Source organism: Phocaeicola sartorii JCM 17136 = DSM 21941 (assembly GCF_054653615.1).
This window is the reverse complement of the sequence record NZ_BAAIFW010000005.1, coordinates 3,018,700-3,036,980: the sequence shown is the minus strand read 5'-3', so window position 1 is coordinate 3,036,980 and position 18,281 is coordinate 3,018,700. Positions and strand designations below refer to the sequence as shown.

Annotated in this window: 18 protein-coding genes and 2 pseudogenes; 14 read left to right on the top strand and 6 right to left on the bottom strand. The window is 37.9% G+C overall.

The genetic code is table 11. From position 1 onward, the window contains the following. From ACYQ0C_RS12980 to ACYQ0C_RS12955, 6 genes are all read right to left on the bottom strand, one after another. The gene (locus ACYQ0C_RS12980) at positions 1 to 246 is read right to left on the bottom strand and encodes a hypothetical protein (protein WP_016276177.1); all 246 of its coding nucleotides are present in this window, start codon (positions 244 to 246) and stop codon (positions 1 to 3) included. Continuing rightward, entirely contained in the window at positions 221 to 739 is a 519-nt protein-coding gene (locus ACYQ0C_RS12975; RefSeq protein WP_016276178.1) for a DUF3990 domain-containing protein, read from the bottom strand. The genes ACYQ0C_RS12980 and ACYQ0C_RS12975 overlap by 26 nt, the downstream gene beginning before the upstream one ends. Next, positions 709 to 948, bottom strand: a complete 240-nt coding sequence (locus tag ACYQ0C_RS12970) for a DUF3791 domain-containing protein (RefSeq protein WP_016276179.1) — start codon at positions 946 to 948, stop codon at positions 709 to 711. The genes ACYQ0C_RS12975 and ACYQ0C_RS12970 overlap by 31 nt, the downstream gene beginning before the upstream one ends. A 150-nt stretch (positions 949 to 1,098) precedes the next feature. Next, positions 1,099 to 1,830: a class I SAM-dependent methyltransferase gene (locus ACYQ0C_RS12965; protein WP_016276180.1), complete on the bottom strand. Its 732-nt coding sequence runs from the start codon at positions 1,828 to 1,830 to the stop codon at positions 1,099 to 1,101. Positions 1,831 to 2,076: 246 nt separating this feature from the next. Further along, positions 2,077 to 2,961, bottom strand: coding sequence for a PD-(D/E)XK nuclease family transposase (locus ACYQ0C_RS12960; RefSeq protein ID WP_135952552.1), 885 nt, complete (start codon positions 2,959 to 2,961; stop codon positions 2,077 to 2,079). 260 nt (positions 2,962 to 3,221) lie between these two features. Then, a complete protein-coding gene (locus ACYQ0C_RS12955) occupies positions 3,222 to 4,118 on the bottom strand; it encodes a PD-(D/E)XK nuclease family transposase (protein ID WP_175271254.1) in 897 nt (298 codons plus the stop codon). Between the two features lie 110 nt (positions 4,119 to 4,228). Between ACYQ0C_RS12955 and ACYQ0C_RS12950 the strand changes: the two genes are divergently transcribed. From ACYQ0C_RS12950 to ACYQ0C_RS12885, 14 genes and pseudogenes are all read left to right on the top strand, one after another. Beyond that, positions 4,229 to 4,462 carry an InlB B-repeat-containing protein gene (locus ACYQ0C_RS12950; protein ID WP_352231748.1) on the top strand — a complete coding sequence of 78 codons (234 nt, stop codon included), beginning with the start codon at positions 4,229 to 4,231 and terminating at the stop codon, positions 4,460 to 4,462. Between the two features lie 519 nt (positions 4,463 to 4,981). Continuing rightward, positions 4,982 to 5,782: a hypothetical protein gene (locus tag ACYQ0C_RS12945; RefSeq protein ID WP_016276182.1), complete on the top strand. Its 801-nt coding sequence runs from the start codon at positions 4,982 to 4,984 to the stop codon at positions 5,780 to 5,782. A gap of 104 nt (positions 5,783 to 5,886) precedes the next feature. Then, the gene (locus tag ACYQ0C_RS12940; protein WP_016276183.1) at positions 5,887 to 6,201 is read left to right on the top strand and encodes a nucleotidyltransferase domain-containing protein; all 315 of its coding nucleotides are present in this window, start codon (positions 5,887 to 5,889) and stop codon (positions 6,199 to 6,201) included. 226 nt (positions 6,202 to 6,427) lie between these two features. Further along, the gene (locus ACYQ0C_RS12935; RefSeq protein ID WP_016276185.1) at positions 6,428 to 6,610 is read left to right on the top strand and encodes a hypothetical protein; all 183 of its coding nucleotides are present in this window, start codon (positions 6,428 to 6,430) and stop codon (positions 6,608 to 6,610) included. Further along, positions 6,591 to 6,926, top strand: coding sequence for a hypothetical protein (locus ACYQ0C_RS12930; RefSeq protein ID WP_167330599.1), 336 nt, complete (start codon positions 6,591 to 6,593; stop codon positions 6,924 to 6,926). Before ACYQ0C_RS12935 ends, ACYQ0C_RS12930 begins: the two co-directional genes overlap by 20 nt. Positions 6,927 to 7,097: 171 nt before the next feature. Continuing rightward, positions 7,098 to 8,036: pseudogene (locus ACYQ0C_RS12925) on the top strand (Coenzyme F420 hydrogenase/dehydrogenase, beta subunit C-terminal domain); the annotation flags it as partial. Positions 8,037 to 8,726: 690 nt separating this feature from the next. Then, a pseudogene (locus ACYQ0C_RS12920) lies at positions 8,727 to 8,876 on the top strand (DapH/DapD/GlmU-related protein); the annotation flags it as partial. A gap of 23 nt (positions 8,877 to 8,899) precedes the next feature. After that, the gene (locus ACYQ0C_RS12915) at positions 8,900 to 10,426 is read left to right on the top strand and encodes a lipopolysaccharide biosynthesis protein (protein ID WP_016276188.1); all 1,527 of its coding nucleotides are present in this window, start codon (positions 8,900 to 8,902) and stop codon (positions 10,424 to 10,426) included. Between the two features lie 5 nt (positions 10,427 to 10,431). After that, positions 10,432 to 11,385 (top strand): hypothetical protein, encoded by a 954-nt coding sequence (locus tag ACYQ0C_RS12910; protein ID WP_016276189.1) that lies wholly within the window; start codon positions 10,432 to 10,434, stop codon positions 11,383 to 11,385. A 138-nt stretch (positions 11,386 to 11,523) separates the two neighbouring features. After that, the gene (locus tag ACYQ0C_RS12905) at positions 11,524 to 12,651 is read left to right on the top strand and encodes a polysaccharide pyruvyl transferase family protein (protein WP_081642397.1); all 1,128 of its coding nucleotides are present in this window, start codon (positions 11,524 to 11,526) and stop codon (positions 12,649 to 12,651) included. Further along, positions 12,648 to 15,002 (top strand): hypothetical protein, encoded by a 2,355-nt coding sequence (locus ACYQ0C_RS12900; protein ID WP_016276191.1) that lies wholly within the window; start codon positions 12,648 to 12,650, stop codon positions 15,000 to 15,002. Before ACYQ0C_RS12905 ends, ACYQ0C_RS12900 begins: the two co-directional genes overlap by 4 nt. Further along, the gene (locus ACYQ0C_RS12895; RefSeq protein WP_016276192.1) at positions 14,999 to 16,066 is read left to right on the top strand and encodes a glycosyltransferase family protein; all 1,068 of its coding nucleotides are present in this window, start codon (positions 14,999 to 15,001) and stop codon (positions 16,064 to 16,066) included. The genes ACYQ0C_RS12900 and ACYQ0C_RS12895 overlap by 4 nt, the downstream gene beginning before the upstream one ends. 104 nt (positions 16,067 to 16,170) lie before the next feature. After that, entirely contained in the window at positions 16,171 to 17,073 is a 903-nt protein-coding gene (locus ACYQ0C_RS12890) for a glycosyltransferase family 2 protein (protein ID WP_016276193.1), read from the top strand. Further along, positions 17,066 to 18,202 carry an EpsG family protein gene (locus tag ACYQ0C_RS12885; RefSeq protein ID WP_016276194.1) on the top strand — a complete coding sequence of 379 codons (1,137 nt, stop codon included), beginning with the start codon at positions 17,066 to 17,068 and terminating at the stop codon, positions 18,200 to 18,202. Before ACYQ0C_RS12890 ends, ACYQ0C_RS12885 begins: the two co-directional genes overlap by 8 nt. Positions 18,203 to 18,281: the final 79 nt, after the last annotated feature.

Genomic DNA, 18,281 nt, shown 5'->3' with positions numbered 1-18,281 from the left:
TTAATATTCCTTTTCTCTCATAAACTCATCAGCAACATACAGATTACTGTACATGTAAAGTCCTGTACGCTTGTCATGTAAGTCCGCACAAGTTTTGCTTTCATAAAACAATTCTAACGCTCTTTCCGGAGCTATATTCAGTCGCTTTGCCAATTCTGCAGAAATTTGACCAATTCGATTACTTATAATCATCTCCTGAATCTCCGGAGATTTGACCGGATCATTCTGCTGATTCTGTTCTATCATATTCAAGATATTTATCAGTCAGTGACTGGTTTAACAAACATATTTGATTATTGGGCTGGTGCATGGCAAGACGTTTTAATGCGATGTCCGCACTCATCAAGCCTGATATATATAAGTTTACTGTATCTATAACACGGTCATCAGCTATACCTCCTTCAATATAATCATATCTGGCCGATGGATTGAAACCTTGGCGGCTGGCTACAATGAATTCGAGCCATTCTGTATCGTATGCTTTAAAGATTTTAAATCTTGCTTCTTTCTTCAAAGCGTCTTTATCCAAAAGATAACGGTTTATGACAGGTTGTCCTTTCCTTTTTTGTGCTGTCAGAACAGCCCATTTCACTGCCTGCTCTCTCATGTCTGTTACATAAAAACCTTGGCCAAAATCAAGATTCTTCCTTCCAAACGCGCAAACGGGTTTTTCTATGGTCTCTATACCTCCATGATAGACTTTGATTTTCATTTTCCGGCCTCCCACGTTGTTAGACATTCTATCATATTGTTTGTAACATTTTCACGGCTTTCGGTATGAAGCATTTCATAATTAGGCCAGATATAATTCCGGATCATTCCGACATGCTTCATTCTCTCAAAGATTTCTTGATAGGGCTTACCTAAGGCACGGGCTGTTCCTTCAATGCAAGAGGCCACAAAAGCCAGCTTGATTTCAGTCTGTGATAATTCTATAAGTTGTTCCATATTGCCGAATAATATATTTTTACTTCTAGTATATGCAAATATAATGTTTTTCAGTTCAACATTCTTTTAAACGTAGCTAAAAAATAGTTTTTTGCATTCATCATATTGCATTCTCATTTGAGCAAACTAAAAGGTTTTCTTTCTAAAGAGTTATTTTAGTTTTAGGCAGGCTAAATAATCATAGTGCTCCCCCTCTTTAATAAGTTCCGCTTCGAATCCATTCCCGGCAGCATACAGGCTGAGTGTCTGAAAATCGACATAAAGCCAGTCGAAAGAATCTCCTTTTACATTTTTGTATTGCATCCGGAAGTCTATTTCGCCATAATAATCTCCTGCCAGATCAATAAGGAAACTCCCGTCCTCATCTTCAAAAAGATAGCGGAGATCACTGGAATCCATCAAGATACATCCCCCGGGGCGAAGCAGTTGTTTCATCTTTTGAAAGAAAGCTGCCATATTTTCCAACTTCCCGATAATGCCCGATCCGTTCATCAGCATGATAATTGTATCGAATGTTTCTAGAAAATGTGGATCGAAAAGATTCATCTGACGGACATTCTTTATCCCTCTTTTTTGCATCACCCCTACCGAAAGCGGGGAAATATCGATAGCGCATACCTTTTTTCCCATCTCTTGCAAGGCCAGTGCATGGCAGCCGCTTCCGGCTCCTACGTCCAGAATATTTCCTTCGGCCATTTGTAAGGCAATCTGTTCCAGTTCCGGCATTTTGTCATAAGGACGGAATAATTGATCCACGGGAATTTCGTCTTCCTCGAACTGTGAGGAAAACACACGTAACTTATCTGCTTTGTGATGGTTGAAATAATCGGCGATGGCAGTTCCCATCGGGTCTTTATCGGGTGAAAGCAAGTTTGTTTTCATTTGGAGTTTTGTTTATTGTTTCAGATAAATGAGCATTCGGCCATTTATTTTACAAGTTTTCATACTTAAAAGTCCTTTGTCTTTCCCTACATTTTTAGGACTCATCGCAAAGGTAAGTTCAGTGGAGAAAGTTTCTATTTTTGGGTTATAATAATCTTCTGTTATATCAAGAAAGACATTTTTCGCGCTTCTCTTTGAATAAAATAAATGGCGGAGGTTACTGTAATTCTTTCATTTGTGAGGAAACTATAAATTCTCTATTTCATTCTTTGTAAGTCCTGTCATTTCTTCAATCATTTCAATCGAAAGACCGGTCAACTTCATTTTACGGGCTACTTCCTTACGTCCTTCTTCACGCCCTTCCTTACGTCCTTCTTCACGCCCTTCTTCACGCCCTTCCAAATGTGCAGTGCTGATCACATCGTTCTGTATCATGATGGCATTCATATGTTCATCATAAGCATGCCGTTCTTCCTCACTCATACTGTAATATTGTAGTTTTTGGCGTGCTTCTTCCAGTCCGGGAGCGGAAGTTCCCGGGGTTATTACACCGTCCTTCAGGTAAGCTACCCATTCTTCCAATGGAGTTACGGCAACTTTATTGAACTCATTTACACGGATAAGAAAATATTCGGGAAAGATTTCTTCAGGCTTCTTTTGTATAAGCACATCCTCGTCACGTGTGTTGACAATCAGTTTATCACCCGTGTGCACTCCGACAAAGGAATTTTGACCATGGTAGAGATAATCAAGACCAATACCCAAATCAAAATATAGAATATTGATGCTGTACACCTTCTTTACTGTGTTGTATTTATCTCCCAGGCTGATATGCTCGGTGATGGTTTTGGCCACACCGTAAAGAATGCGTTCTAAATACCAGGACTCACGGGTGTTCTGAATCTCTATGATGACTATCTCATCCTTGCTGTTGCGCGCCTTGATATCCACACGGTTAAACTTGTCGTCAGCATGGATCTGGTTGCCTTCACTCTCCAGTATTTCCACGATGGTGATTTTCTCATCTAGAAGTACTGTAAGAAAACCTTCCAGCACACCAAAGTTTGCCTTGTTACGCAAAAGTCGTTTGGCGGCCCAATCAAAACGGATTATCTTATTATTGTCACCCATATAGCTCCTTTTTTCTACAAATGTAAGCAAAATATCTGTAATAACAATAATGGAAAATGAGTTTGTTAACAAAACAATTTATTAAATGGCAATTGCAATTCATGAGGCAAATATTCATGATAGCAGGGGGGCTCAACTGGTTGTTGATACAACAGCTTCTTAATTAGATATTGGTATAAAATTATCAAACAGGAACAGCTGTCACTCCCATAAAAAATCCCATAGAAATTTCACTTTTCTATGGGATTTTTATGGGGTAACTATAAATTCTCTATTTCATTCTTTGTAAGTCCTGTCATTTCTTCAATCATTTCAATCGAAAGACCGGTCAACTTCATTTTACGGGCTACTTCCTTACGTCCTTCTTCACGTCCTTCTTCGCGCCCTTCCTTACGTCCTTCTTCACGCCCTTCTTCACGCCCTTCCAAATGTGCAGTGCTGATCACATCGTTCTGTATCATGATGGCATTAATATGTTCATCATAGGCATGCCGTTCTTCCTCACTCATACTGTAATATTGTAGTTTTTGGCGTGCTTCTTCCAGTCCGGGAGCGGAAGTTCCCGGGGTTATTACACCGTCCTTCAGGTAAGCTACCCATTCTTCCAATGGAGTTACGGCAACTTTATTGAACTCATTTACACGGATAAGAAAATATTCGGGAAAGATTTCTTCAGGCTTCTTTTGTATAAGCACATCCTCGTCACGTGTGTTTACGATCAGTTTATCACCTGTGTGCACTCCGACAAAGGAATTTTGACCATGGTAGAGATAATCAAGACCAATACCCAAATCAAAATATAGAATATTGATGCTGTACACCTTCTTTACTGTGTTGTATTTATCTCCCAGGCTGATATGCTTAGTTATAGTTTTTGCCACACCGTAAAGAATGCGTTCTAAATACCAGGACTCGCGGGTGTTCTGAATCTCTATGATGACTATCTCATCCTTGCTGTTGCGTGCCTTGATATCCACACGGTTAAACTTGTCGTCAGCATGGATCTGGTTGCCTTCACTCTCCAGTATTTCAACGATGGTGATTTTCTCATCTAGAAGTACTGTCAGAAAACCTTCCAGCACACCAAAGTTTGCCTTGTTACGCAAAAGTCGTTTGGCGGCCCAATCAAAACGGATTATCCTATTCTTGTCACCCATATAGCTCCTTTTTTCTACAAATGTAAGCAAAATATCTGTAATAACAATAATGGAAAATGATATTGTTAACAAAACAATTTATTATACAGTAAAGTAGTTCGAACAGTACTTTGACAGCGAACTTCTCTCGATCCAGTTCACCTAAGACTTTTTATTTCGATGCAGACCGCGGGGACGATATAAACAGGAGTAGTGTCACGTACAGATTAGGAGATACGCCGGTTACAGTAACGGGAGCGCCTGATTCTGGTTATCAATTTAAATACTGGACAGTGCTTTCGGGGGGAGACATAAGATTGTATGATGATCGAAGTGCGTCTCTAGTTGTAAATGATGAGTTCTAACCCGTTGGCAGAATTAAATATGCGCTAATGTAATTCCGCCAACGGGTTTATAATAATCTTCTGTTATATCAAGAAGGACATTTTTCGCGTTTCTCTTTAAATAAAATAAATGGCGGAGGTCACTGTAATCCTGTCATTTTCAAGGCTTATGAATACTGAAAACAAATGTCGTTGTTCTCCAAATAGGTAGGCTGTTTCGTCGTGTCGGATTTAAACTTTTATGCTTTAAATGTTTGATAAAATTTGGGGCTCTCTTAGTAAGAGAACCCCAAGCCGCTGCAAATATAGCTATTATTCCTTAATATGGAAGCATTCCCATTATAAAAAATACCCCAAAATCAGCCTAAACATGACTTTTGTTTGCTAAAACTTCATGTCATTAATCTATATAGCACATATAATCAGGAGTTTAATAGGCTTGGGGTTCTCTTACTAAGAGAACCCCAAGAAAACAGTGGAATCTGAAGATAAATATGTTCCTTTTTTTCAGATAGAATAATAATAAAATGTAATGTTTTGATGGGAATAAAGAATGACAATCAAGACATAACGAGCGAGGCGCCTAAGTTACTGCTCAGCAGTTCAATCGCTTCTGCTTCAGACCCGGGGTCAAATACAGTAACCAAGTCGCAGGCTGGAATAGGGAAAGAACACCCTGAACTCTCGTGGTACTATATGTATCTTTCCTATAAGGAACTGAAACGCTATATTGCAGTTTTCAGTGGCAGGAAAGCTGTAAAACTCCGTACATCGGAAGGGGTGACCGAGGAATGTTACTTCTGTTTTAAAGTATTTTCTTATACCGAGGCAGGTCATCGGAAACGTTTCGAGCAGTGTGATTACACGAAGCAGGAGTACACCCTTCGTTGTGAATCTGTCCGGGCGGTGAAGGAGGCATTCTCCACCGGTTCTGTCTCACAACTCAACGCCTTGACGGACGAAAAGGAAGTGCAAGGTAGCGGTTGGCTGTTTGTCTGTGCCCCTTTGGAGCAACTTCAGCGCATCCTGTCTGCCATGCTTCCCCGACAGTATCTGGTGACGGACTACGTTACCCATCGTGCTGCGGTCATCCCCCAGCGTCAGATGGAGGAGTTCATCTACCTTTACGAGTCCATGCCTTACAACATTGAACTGTTGAACCGGCCTTTGGATGCTTATCTCCAGAAGAAGCAACGCATCCGCATCACCGGTGGCATCTTCAGGGGGAAGGAGGGATGCATTATGCGTCTGCATCGCAATACTAGGCTGGTGTTCGCTTTTGGAAATATGACGGTAGCTATCAGCTATCTTCATGCTTTTCCGTTTGAGAAGGTGGACTAGTTTTGAAATTCTGTCTCTTGGAGGAACCTTTTAAAAACAATGTTAGGAAAAACAGAAAAATATTTGCATATAGTTTGTATAAAGCGTATAACAAAGAACAGGTAATGAAAACAGATATTTTACAATCTATAACAGAACGGTTGAGAGAGGTACTTCCCTCGGGGGCTCATGCCATCTTGTTTGGCTCTCGTGCTCGTGGTGATGCACGTCACGATTCTGATTGGGATGTACTTATTTTGTTGGATAAAACTAAGATTGAAGCGGCCGATTATGATAATGTATCTTATCCGTTGGTAGAATTGGGATGGTCGCTTAATGAATGCATCAGTCCTGTACTTTATACGTTTAAGGACTGGATGAATCATCATTTCACTCCTTTTTACCACAATGTGAAAGACGAAGGGATACAGTTGGTATGAGTTTAAGCAAGGAAGACATAAAAGCAGTGGTAGCTTGTGATTTTGCAAGCGAAGATGTAATTCCCTTATTGGAACAAAACTGTTAGTTGGTTGCCAAATTCGGTAAGTACTCAAATTAGGGCTTAAATATTAAAGTTATACATTTGCAGCTGAACATTTAAACATTATATTATGTACAGTAACGCAGATTTGGAACGATTCTATTTCCAGTACCCAAACGGAGGCTATGCCCAAGGGAATCTCCGTAGATCGCTCTATTGCCTATTGGGCAAAGACGAAATATAAAAGTCTTCGTCGTGGTGGTGTCATATCTGCTCATTATTGGTTAGCCTATATAGCTCAGAAAGAACCCAATCTGTTTTATCATTGGCAAGTAGGATATGTACCCTATGCACGTCAAAAGAAATGATTCTAATGCGAAGAGCCGTATGAAGGGAGACTTTCACGTACGGTTCCGAGAGAGGTTGAGGGTGAAATTCCCTTGGTCTACTCAACAACGTGCGATTCACCCTTTGACTACCTGGCGCAACGCGATGCTCCACTTCAGCAGTGACGAAGGGGCGGAGATGGCGGCTGCCTACTACAGCATCATCAGTACGGTAAAGATACAGGGACGGTCTGCCTGGGAGTATCTAGGTAAGTTTTTACTAAAATATTTAACGGTTGCAGAGATTTTTTCAGTCTGCGCCCAGATAAAATCGGATTGGCAATATGCCAATAGTTAACAAACAAGTCAAATTTTTAACAACTCAATATATAGGCACTAGCAAAAGTGTCTATACAAAGGGTATGCCCTAAATTGAGTATTAACAATCAACTGTTGAACTAAAAATATTAATGTGAGAAGGGAGGGTGAAAGTCCCTCTCCTTACTCGACCATATTTATTTAATTATAGATGATTCAAATTACAGATAAGGCTAAGTGTTGCGGCTGTAATGCTTGTGGAGATGTTTGTGCTCATAAAGCCATAACATTTCAGACGGATATTGAAGGCTTTTGGTATCCGAAAGTGGATAAAGATAGATGCACGAATTGTGGACTTTGTGAAAAAATATGTCCTATTATAAGTAAAGCCACAGCGAAAAGGTTTAATGTTGCAAAAGTTTTTGCTGCATACAATAAAGACGAAGAAGTCAGATTGGATAGCACTTCGGGGGGGATTCATTCTGCTTTTGCTAATGTGATGTATGAAAGGAATGCTTATGTTTGTGGAGCCATATATAATAAAGACTATACTGTTTCACATTTTACATCTCCTGATAGAAGTTTGCTTCCTAAAATACGGAGTTCAAAATATCTACAAAGTTCAATGGAAGGCCAGTTTAAGCAAATCCGTGAACTTTTGCGTAAAGAAAAGTCAGTTTTTTATTGTGGTACTCCATGCCAAGTGCATGCCTTGTATAACTTTCTTGGAAAAGATAATCCTAATCTTATCACCTGTGACTTCATTTGCCGGGGAGTGAATTCACCTAAAGTTTTCCTTTCATATATGGATATGTTGGAACAACAATATGGTGCAAAAGCAACCGAAATAAAATTCAAGAATAAGAAATGGGGATGGCATAATTTTTCACTTCGGGTGGACTTTGCTAATGGCAAACAATATTGCAAGGACAGATGGCATGATTTATATTTCATAGGCTATCTCCAAAGTGGAAATTTTGCACGGCCTTCATGTTATGAATGTCAATTTAAAGGATTCCCTCAAAAGGCAGACATTACTTTAGCTGACTTTTGGGGAATAGAAAATGTTGACCCGTCTATGGATCAAGATAAGGGAACGTCATTGGTAATGGTTAATTCTCAGAGAGGATTAGAACTTTTTGAGGCTATAAAGAAGAATGTCGTTTGGAAGGAATTTAGTATGGCAGATGCTCAAAATGGCAATCCTGCTATAGATTCATCTTTAAAAGCAGCTTCTGACAATAGAAAAGCCTTTTTTGAAGCAGTTGATCAATGCTCTTTTGATAAAGTTGCAAAACAATTCTTCCCCCTTCCTACAATGGCTAATAGATTACATTTGAATATAAAGAATTTGTTGCGTAAGGTCAAAAGAATATATGAACGGATAAGATATATAGGCTTTTCTATATCGGCATGGAGAAAAGTTATTTATTATAATTTCTTTTGTCGAAAAGTCCATTCGTTTTATAAACTGTCCATTTTATTGCGTAAACAGGTAATAATTCAGTTGGATAAAGATTCAAAATTGAATTTAAGAGGAAAGCTTTTTATCGGTACAGTACAAGTGAAAGGTTCGAAGAAAGAAACAAGAATATGGCTTGAAAAGGGTGGACTTATGACTGTTTATGGAGATTTTACAATGTATTCAGGGGCATATGTACGAGTAGCCGAGGGAGGTCATTTGATTCTTCACGGAGGTTTTATAAACGAAAATGTACAGATAACCTGTGGAGCTACCATTGAGATTGGTAAGGATTGTGCGATAGGCAGGGATGTAGTAATTCGCTCTTATGATGGTCATGTTATATTAAAGGAAGGTTATAGTATATCAGAACCCATTAAAATCGGTAATCATGTTTGGATTGGTCAAGGAGCATCCATATTGAAGGGTGTGACTATTGGAGAGGGGGCAGTCATAGCTGCTGGAGCTGTTGTTACTAAAGATGTCGCTCCTCATACAGTTGTAGGTGGAGTCCCTGCAAAATTAATCAATGAAGAAATTTATTGGAAATAATGGGAAATATATCACAAAACAATAAGCGCATAGCCCAAAATACCTTTTTGCTTTATGTGAGAATGTTTATCACATTGACGGTTTCTCTTTTTACGTCCCGAATTGTGTTGGAAAAATTGGGAGTGGAGGATTATGGTATCTATAATGTGGTTGCAGGTCTAGTATCCATGTTTACATTCATGAATGGAACTTTGGCTACTGGAACACAGAGATTCATAACTTTTTCACTTGGAGAAAACAATTTCAAGAAATCGAAATTAACATTTTCTACTACTTTAATCATACATATCATTTTATCTTTGATTATAGGAATAGCAATTTTTGTAGGGGGACTTTATTTCTTAAAAGAAGAATTGGTAATATCTGCCGATAGAATGGATGCTGCTTATTGGGTGTTTTATTGCTCTGTTTTAACTGTCATGCTTAATATTACCCAAGTGCCTTATATGGCTTCTATTATAGCCCATGAGGATATGAGTATTTATGCCTATATGAGCATATTTGATGCAGTAGCCAAATTAGGTGTGGCTTATGCATTGGTTATTGTTGATGTGGATAAAATGAAGTTATATGCGGTATTGATAGCTTTGGTTCAGGTTTGTGATGTATTTTATTATAGATACCATTGCATAAGAAAATACAAGGAGTGTCATTTTGAAGTTCGGTTTGATAAGCCATTGGCAAAAGAAATTCTTCAATTCTCCAGTTGGAATATATTTGGATGTACATCGGTCTTATTTAACAATCAAGGATTTAATATTTTACTCAATATCTTTTATGGTCCTGTGCTTAATGCGGCTCGTGGCATTTCTAATCAAGTGAATAATGTAGCTTCACAATTTGTAGGAAGTTTCCAGACGGCAGTAAATCCACAGATTGTGAAATATTATGCAGAGAAGGATATTGAAAGGATGAATCGTCTCATTTATCACAATGCTCGTTTTTCAGGACTGATGATTTTATATATTATGGTGCCTCTTATGATTGAACTGCCTTTTCTGTTGTCTCTTTGGCTAGGAAAATATCCTGATGATACCGTTTTTTTGACAAGAATTATTCTTATTCAAACACTTATAGCATCAATGTCAAGGTCTGTAGTAATGGGAATTCATGCTATTGGAAAGATGAAAATGGTGAATCTGTTGGCAGGAACTACTTTGTTATTGTCACTGCCTATTTCATTTGTACTTTTTAAAATGAGCATATCTTTAGAAATCGTAATGGTTATAACCCTTTTACCTTGGTTTATCGAGACTTTCATTGAGCTTACATTAATGAAGAAATATGTCGGACTATCTCGAAGAAAATTTTATATACAGTCTTATGGGATTATTATTTTGATTGGTGGAATAATGTGTATTCCGTTGCTTGTTATTTCTAGTTATATGAACGAAGGGTATATCCGATTTCTTGTTAATATGTCCATTTCTACTGTATTAGGTGGTATATTAATCTATTGTTTTGGTATTACTGCCAATATGAGAGTGATAATAAATGATAAAATTAAAAGTTTGATTAATAAATAGAGCTTATGGTATTAGTCTGTTCAATTCTGTTGTTAGTTGTTGTTACCGGGTTGTTCTTTAATGCGATGTATAAGCACACCAATGCTTATTGCAATCAGTTTATTGACATAGATAAGTTTAAATATCTTTCCACTCAGTCTGATCAGTCAATAGATGTAGTTGTATTGGGTAGCAATGCACCTAAGTTTGCTTTTGATTTTTCTGAAATTAAATATTTGACATGTGAGAATTGGGCTGTTGGCCCAGAAACATTTGAGTATGATTTCATTCTGTTCCGTAAATTTGCTCATAAGTTGAAATTTGGAGCTACTGTTGTTTGGCCTATATGTCCAGGAAATTTTTTTTTCTATAAGTTCTTAAATCAGTCAAACTTGACAAAATATTATCGTATTCTCTCTCAAGATGAATTTCCTGAATACAGTAAAAAACAATATATAAAAGAATACAAATATCCGTTGTTCTACCATCCCAAGTGTATCAAGTACTTGATAAAGGATATTCCTCAAGATTTGAGAATGAATTTATATAAAAACCTTTTAGATGTTGAAGGAGTTAAGAAGGATGCCAAATGGTGGATATATAACTGCTGGAATTCTGAGTTTGATATTGACATAGAAAATATGCAACCTTTGTCAGAACGTAATAGACGGGCAGTGGAGGAAAATGTCAGAATAGTCCGTGAAATGGCTCAGTACTGCAAGGATAATGGCTTTCGTCTTTTAACAATTTACCTGCCGTTAACAAAAGAACTTGGTAACTTTTTCTCTTCAATGTATGTAGAGAGTCAAATGACGGCATATGTAAAGCTGGCTACAGAAAATTATAATGTAGATTTGGTGGACTATATGCGTGATGAAAGATTCCAATCTTCTGATTACTATATTAATTCTTTCTTTATGAATCGTAAAGGTGCCATGATATTTACTAAAACATTTGTTGAAGAAAATATTATTAATTGAGTCCATTTTTTTTAGTAGGCTCAACTAAAAACAAATAAAATCAATAAAACCCCAATTTTACTATAGCCCTGAAATCCAAGCTAATGCTGAGACTAAGGAGTATTGCCATAGAGGTTGGATGCTTACTGTTATCCATTTATGAAAATCGGAATTATGACTTTACGCCTTCATAAAAATTATGGAGGTATTTTACAAAACTATGCACTTAATAAAGTATTAAGTGATTTGGGACATGAAGTGGAGACGCTCAATATCGTATGGGATTTGAGATACAAAGGGCCACAGAAGTATTGGACATATCTGAAGCGAATCATTAAGAATATAATTAAAAGGGAATGGACTCCTTTGGATTTGGAAAGCCGGATTATGAGATCTGATTCTAAAACAACTATTTATACCACAGCTTTTAAGAAAAAATATATACCTCTTTCTAAAGAGGTATATATAATGCCATACGCTGATTTTTCGGCGACAAATGAGAAGTATGATGCAATAATTGTAGGCTCAGATCAAGTATGGCGTCCAATGTATACCAAAGGAATAAAACGCTATTTCCTTGACTATATAACGAATCCTGAAATAAAGAAAATAGCTTACGCTGCTTCATTCGGTACCTGTCAAAACGAATATTCGGCAAAACAGGCTCGATTATGCAGTGGCTTATTATCATCGTTTAAAGCTATTTCTGTAAGAGAAGATGATGGAATCAATCAGGTGAAAAGCATATTCCATATTAATAATCAAGTAACAAGATGTATAGACCCTACCATGCTACTCACTATAGATGAATACATGAAAATGATTGGTGAATATAGTGAAGAGAATAAAATATTCATCTACATTCTTGATGAAAATTTAGGCAAAATGAAATTGGTGGAACAAACGGAGAATCTATTAGGTCTTGAATCGTATACATTGACACCAGACGGAATGAAGAACGACAGTTCATGCGTTATACCTCCGGTGGAAAGCTGGTTAAAAGCAATAATTACCTCTAAATTTATCATAACTGATTCTTTCCATGGATGTGTGTTCAGTATACTGTTTAATAAGCCGTTTATTGTTTATGGAAACAAGTCAAGAGGTATAAGCCGTTTCAAAACGCTTCTTAATGCTTTGGAATTGACTTCCCGTTATATTGATTCAATGGAACAGTTTTCGTCTTCATTACTTTCTGAATCCATTGATTGGAAACATATAAATGATTTGATCAGCAAAGAACGTAGTCGCGGTTTGTCCTTTTTAAATAAATCATTGAGAGAATGACTATAATAACTTCTATTTTGTTGGCTGTTTTTTGGGGATATGCCACCAATCTATCAGATCTGTTAGAAGCTATAACTGTAAGAAAGAAAAAAGCAAGCGCTTGGAAGGCACAAAGCATTCTTTCTTTTTTTTCCGCTATAGGTATAACTTATTTAACGATAGATAACCACACCGTTATCTATTGGGCGCTTTTATTGCCAGTTTTGTTGATTCTGCTTTTATTCAAAAGACTGAATCAATATTGTGTAAAAGTTTGCCTGAAGGTACATACGTTTGTATTGGTATTAGCTCTTGTAACTATTGCCTTAGTAGGGATTAGTTATTTTGTCCGACAGTTGACGGTGGCATTTATTCCATTGTTTATTTTTTATTTCTTATTAAGAAATACAGGTTATTCACATCATTATATCAAGCGCATGAAGCAGGTGATGTTGTCGCCTTATACTGTATATTGTGCAGCGTTCACTTTTGCCATATATAGTTTTTACCGATATGATAGTTTCTCATTCACTCTGCTATTGACGGTTTTGTCTTTTTCGTTTTCCATTTATTATCAGTTGAAGAATCATGTTATCTACCATTTTGAACAATATCCTTCTATTAATGTGAAATGTGATTTGCACCATCTGCCAGATTTTTCGTATGCTGGATATATGTATGGCGAAAAGTCACTTGATGAAGAGGCTTTTGTTGTATTCAATGCTACCGATTTCGGCATCCTGCCTGGTAATGGGGAGAATCAGATAATAAAGATACAACAATTTGTTGATGAAGTAGGGAAAAGGGGAGGAGGCACAGCTTATTTCCCAGCGGGAACTTACCATATGAGAAGTTGCGAGGAGTGCTCTTATATTACGCTGGATTATTCCAACGTGCTTGTGAAAGGAGAAATGAAAAATGGGAAGCACCAGACTATATTTATTTCAGATTCACCTACATTAAGAGGCGAAAAGAATCCTTGGCTTTCACCGTTTCTTTTCACAACAGGCGAGCGTATTCAACGTTCCAATATATTTTGGGGCGTACAATTCAAGCATAAGAAAGACATTGTCACTAAAAGTGCATCCATGACGGATCCTGGAAGTGATGGAGAATTGCTTCAACCGGAATGGGCTACTAAAATAACGAGTGATTTATTTTTAGGGGATAAAGTGATAGAAGTAAAGGATGCATTACAGATTAAATCGAACTATATTCTGATAGTGGCATACAATACCAACCATGAAGGACGTTTGATAAAACAAATTCTGAATCATGATGATTTATTGCCTTCATGGGGCACAGCTCTGAGAGCGGGAGATGAAGAAGCCCCTTCTTTGCAGTGGCTGGTAGAAATAGACCGGATTATAGACAATCATAAAGTGGTTTTGAAGCAGCCTTTGCGATGGAATATTGGCATGGAATGTAGTCCGGAAGTGTTTAATGTGGAAATGTTGGAGCATGTGGGCTTTAAGGATTTAGTTATCAAAAGTACTTGGTCTGGTCTGTTCAGGCACCATGGTGAAACGGGTTATTACAGTATGGATTTTGCACAGGAAATGGATTATGGATGGAATGCCGTCAATATGAAACGTGTGGCTCATGGCACCATTAGCAATGTAATAATTGACAATTTTTCCAATCCGCTCTATGTCCAAGATTCCAGAAACATTACACTGGAAGATATAGTGGTTAAAGGAGCCGATGGGCATCAAGGATTGAAACTTTATGGTCATGCTTGCGACAATCTGTTTAGTAATGTTACGTTCTATAACCATTATGCCGACTTTATTGGTGGTGAGACTTGTTCTTATGGAAATGTGTTTAGCGGTGTGCATTATCTGAATCCGGAAAATAAGTATGCAGACTTTGATTTTCATGGATTCTCGGAAGGGCCGTTCAGTCCTCCGATGCAAAATTTATTTGAGTGTTGTACAGGTATTCGAGGTATAAAAGGAGCCGGTGCTTCATATAATGTACCCAGTGCAGCACGTGAAAATGTATTTTGGAATATACTTAGTGATGGGTATAATGGTGCATCCGAACTGTTCTATTTTACTTATCATAGCAATGTACTGACATTGAGGAGAAAGTTAGGCAATTGCTTACGGCTAAAGTCTATTAAGCCATTTTTTGTCTCTTCAGTGATTTCCAATGATGTACCTCATACACCCACTTATTCGTTTTTCTGTAAAACATATATTATGGGATATAGTGGTGCCAATTATATTACCATAGACAACCATACAGAGGATTTTTCTGATAAATACATTCACACGGAGCAAATCAATAAAGGTTTTGTAGCGCCATTTTCGCTTTATCGGCACCAGCTGAAAGAAAGACAAGATTCTAATCAGAATAGAAATTCATGATGAAAGTTTTATACCCCATTGCCTCGCAAACGGTATCCAATCCGTTTGTTGTTACGATTGCCGAGGAGCTTACAAACCTCGGTGTTGACTGCACGATTAGCATAGATGACTTTTGGAATAATCCGGAAGCTTACGACCTCATTCATTTCCAGTGGCCGGAAGCAGTTTATTTATGGAAACGTAGTATAACTAAAAAGCAATTGGAGAATGTGGCTCAACAATTGGATAAAATTAAAAGTATGCAGGTTATGATAGCTATTACCTGTCATAACTTAAAACCGCATTTAACCGGAGATGGAAATGTAATAGCTCTGTATGATGTGATTTATTCACACTGCAATCTGTTCTTTCATATGGGACAGTATAGTCAAGAAGTGCTACAGAAGCAATACCCGGAAGCAAAACATGTCATTGTGCCGCATCATTTGTATGACAGCATCTATCGATTTGACAAAAACAGGTCGGCAGCTTGTACAGAGTTGGATATACCCGGTAATAAGTTCAATATTTTATCATTTGGAGAGTTTCGTACTGATGCAGAGCGTGAGATGATTCAGTGTCTCGCCAAACGGCTTGACAAGCATCACATCCAATTCCTTGTTCCTGGATTCTATCGGGAACGCATTCTCACGAAACGCTTGACGGAATTGCCGCAACGCATCTATAAAACGTTGATATATAGTTTGCAAGGTTTCAAATTTCAAAAGAATTATGTGGATATTGCTGATACAGTCCGGTATTTCTGTGCGGCAGATATAGTACTTATCCAGCGGCTATCCATTCTGAATTCAGGCAATCTTCCAATGGCTTTTGCCGCGGGGAAAGTAGCGCTGGGTCCTGACGTGGGAAATGTGGGACGCATCCTTACGGAAACCGGTAATCCTACTTTTGATCCTCAAAATACATCGACTATCTTGTTGGCTATAGAGAAGGCGCAAGAATTGTGCAAAAACGAGAAAGGATTGAAAAATAAAATATATGCAGAGAAGCATTGGCGTACGGCAACTGTTGCCCAAGCAGTGCTTCAACACTATCAGTCAATAGTCTTAGCCCAATCATTCTGAAATATATTTTCAATGGCTTCTGTTTTTATGACGGTATTGACTGTATTATTGTTTGATGTTGACGGACAGTATGTTATGTCTAGTAAGGACTCGGAGAGCTATAAATGGAAAAAGCATTAGTATCGGTTGTAATCCCTACCTATAAAAGACCGGAGAACCTGTTGCGGGCCATAGAAAGTGTAAAGGCCCAAACCTATCCCTATATTGAAATTATAGTAGTAGACGATAATGGAATGGGTACTGAATGGCAACAGTTTACCCAACGTATGCTTCATGAACTGATAGAGGATAATACAATCCTTTATATCGTTCACGAAGTGAATAAGAACGGATCAGCCGCCCGGAATACGGGATTTGCGGTATCAAAGGGAGCATTCGTGAACTTTTTGGATGACGATGATGTGTTCGAACCGACAAAGATTGAAAAACAGATGGAGTGTCTGGCAAGACACGACAAAACGTTCGGTGCCTGTGTTTGCAACACGCATATTGTAGGTTTCAACCGGTCGTTCACGATTCATGTTACCAAAGAGGGAAACTTGGCGCAGGAAGTACTGATGGGAGAAGTCCGTTTTAACACCTCAAATGTGTTATTCCGTAAAGAAACATTTCAAGCTATTAATGGATTCGATGAAAGCTTTCGGCGTCACCAAGACTGGGAGTTATGCATTCGTTTCTTCCGCTACTACAAAGTCTGTACCTGTAAAGAGTCTCTCCTTGTCAAATATAACACACCTAATGTAATGACCTTAAATCCCTTAAAGGGTATAGAATACAAGGAAAAGTTTCTTCGGACATATGAAACGGATCTCAAGCAAATGCCAAGGTGGAAAGAAATCTATAAATGCCAGTATGAGATGCTGGCACTCGGGCTGCTGAAAGGGGGCTATAAAAACATCGGGTGGTCTTATGCAAGAAAAGCATTCGGCTACGGACTTCCCTCTATGTTTGTGACTGCAAAATATCTGTATTGGACGTTTAAAGGAAAAAAAACACAAAATGACTGAGAACTTCTTTTCAATATATAGTCTTATCTACATTCCGTTGCTCCTTTCAGTTTTTGTACAGAGTCTTGATAAGCAAAAGAAAGTGATGGTCTTTTGGATTATCGTGCTAACACTGTTCAGGGGGTTAAGATGGGATTTGGGTACAGATTGGGGCTGGTATGAACGTTCGTTTAATGAGATTGATGTTACCAACTTTTGGTGCTATTTGACAATGGAAACGGAAGAGGGGACAAAAATACTTGAATCCGGTTGGGGGTTTATGCTCATGGTGTGCAAGTATATGTTTGGCACATATACTGCTTTTCTTCTTTTTTCTAATCTATTGCGTTTGAGTATTCTTTATTTGGTATTTGTAAAAATGACCAGACAGCCTGTATTCGGCTTTGTAGCAATGATTGAGGCAGAAAACTTTTTTCCCGTACGTCAAGATTTGGCCAATGTCATCTATGCGCTGGGTTTTTGCTATTTGCTTCTGGGAAATAAGATGCGGTATTTTGTGATGAATGGATTAGCGGTATTGATACATAGCAGTTCTGCTGTGTTACTACCTCTGTATGGGGCGCTGAAAAATTTGAAATTCAGTTTATGGCACTATTTACTGATTTGGATGCTGGCTCTTGCTTTCTCAGAAATATTTGTTCCTATCATACTTCCGGTTGTGATTAACGTCATATCTATGGTAAGCAGCCAGTTGGCCTTTGTTGTATTAAGATATTTCGAATCGAGCGATTCTTCCATGAATGGCGGAGCAGTGAATGATAGTCCTCTTCCTGCATTCATCATCAACTGCTTTTTCTTATGCTTGTTTTATTTTACACTCATCAGAAAAAATCAGGGAAATGAACAATATAATAGGTTTATTTATCCGTTGATGAACGCTTATGTGTTTTCGATTACTGTCAATTTGCTGTTTTTGCGAACTATTCCCCCATTAAGCAGGTTGAGTTCCTATTTCGGATTTGCGTTTGCATTGCTGGTATCTTTCTATTTCCAAAATCTGAAAGATCAGAAAATCAAGTTGCTGTCCATTCTGGCTTTCATTTGCTATTATTTGTATAGATATTGGAAGCACTTTTATTTTTATCCGGAACTCCATTTTCCATATCAGTCTGTATTTGATTATATCTAACTAAATTCTCCACCTCAAATAGAGTGCTGAAATTCGCTTTAATAGTTTTCTATTTGTTTTTTTATATGACTATATCTGT

What these genes read in the sequence shown, in the direction of transcription:
- ACYQ0C_RS12980 (WP_016276177.1), bottom strand. Translation starts at nt 246, where the DNA reads ATGATAGAACAGAATCAGCAGAATGATCCGGTCAAATCTCCGGAGATT.
- ACYQ0C_RS12975 (WP_016276178.1), bottom strand. Translation starts at nt 739, where the DNA reads ATGTCTAACAACGTGGGAGGCCGGAAAATGAAAATCAAAGTCTATCAT.
- ACYQ0C_RS12970 (WP_016276179.1), bottom strand. Translation starts at nt 948, where the DNA reads ATGGAACAACTTATAGAATTATCACAGACTGAAATCAAGCTGGCTTTT.
- ACYQ0C_RS12965 (WP_016276180.1), bottom strand. Translation starts at nt 1,830, where the DNA reads ATGAAAACAAACTTGCTTTCACCCGATAAAGACCCGATGGGAACTGCC.
- ACYQ0C_RS12960 (WP_135952552.1), bottom strand. Translation starts at nt 2,961, where the DNA reads ATGGGTGACAATAATAAGATAATCCGTTTTGATTGGGCCGCCAAACGA.
- ACYQ0C_RS12955 (WP_175271254.1), bottom strand. Translation starts at nt 4,118, where the DNA reads ATGGGTGACAAGAATAGGATAATCCGTTTTGATTGGGCCGCCAAACGA.
- ACYQ0C_RS12945 (WP_016276182.1), top strand. Translation starts at nt 4,982, where the DNA reads ATGGGAATAAAGAATGACAATCAAGACATAACGAGCGAGGCGCCTAAG.
- ACYQ0C_RS12940 (WP_016276183.1), top strand. Translation starts at nt 5,887, where the DNA reads ATGAAAACAGATATTTTACAATCTATAACAGAACGGTTGAGAGAGGTA.
- ACYQ0C_RS12935 (WP_016276185.1), top strand. Translation starts at nt 6,428, where the DNA reads ATGCCCAAGGGAATCTCCGTAGATCGCTCTATTGCCTATTGGGCAAAG.
- ACYQ0C_RS12930 (WP_167330599.1), top strand. Translation starts at nt 6,591, where the DNA reads ATGCACGTCAAAAGAAATGATTCTAATGCGAAGAGCCGTATGAAGGGA.
- ACYQ0C_RS12915 (WP_016276188.1), top strand. Translation starts at nt 8,900, where the DNA reads ATGGGAAATATATCACAAAACAATAAGCGCATAGCCCAAAATACCTTT.
- ACYQ0C_RS12910 (WP_016276189.1), top strand. Translation starts at nt 10,432, where the DNA reads ATGGTATTAGTCTGTTCAATTCTGTTGTTAGTTGTTGTTACCGGGTTG.
- ACYQ0C_RS12905 (WP_081642397.1), top strand. Translation starts at nt 11,524, where the DNA reads ATGAAAATCGGAATTATGACTTTACGCCTTCATAAAAATTATGGAGGT.
- ACYQ0C_RS12900 (WP_016276191.1), top strand. Translation starts at nt 12,648, where the DNA reads ATGACTATAATAACTTCTATTTTGTTGGCTGTTTTTTGGGGATATGCC.
- ACYQ0C_RS12895 (WP_016276192.1), top strand. Translation starts at nt 14,999, where the DNA reads ATGATGAAAGTTTTATACCCCATTGCCTCGCAAACGGTATCCAATCCG.
- ACYQ0C_RS12890 (WP_016276193.1), top strand. Translation starts at nt 16,171, where the DNA reads ATGGAAAAAGCATTAGTATCGGTTGTAATCCCTACCTATAAAAGACCG.
- ACYQ0C_RS12885 (WP_016276194.1), top strand. Translation starts at nt 17,066, where the DNA reads ATGACTGAGAACTTCTTTTCAATATATAGTCTTATCTACATTCCGTTG.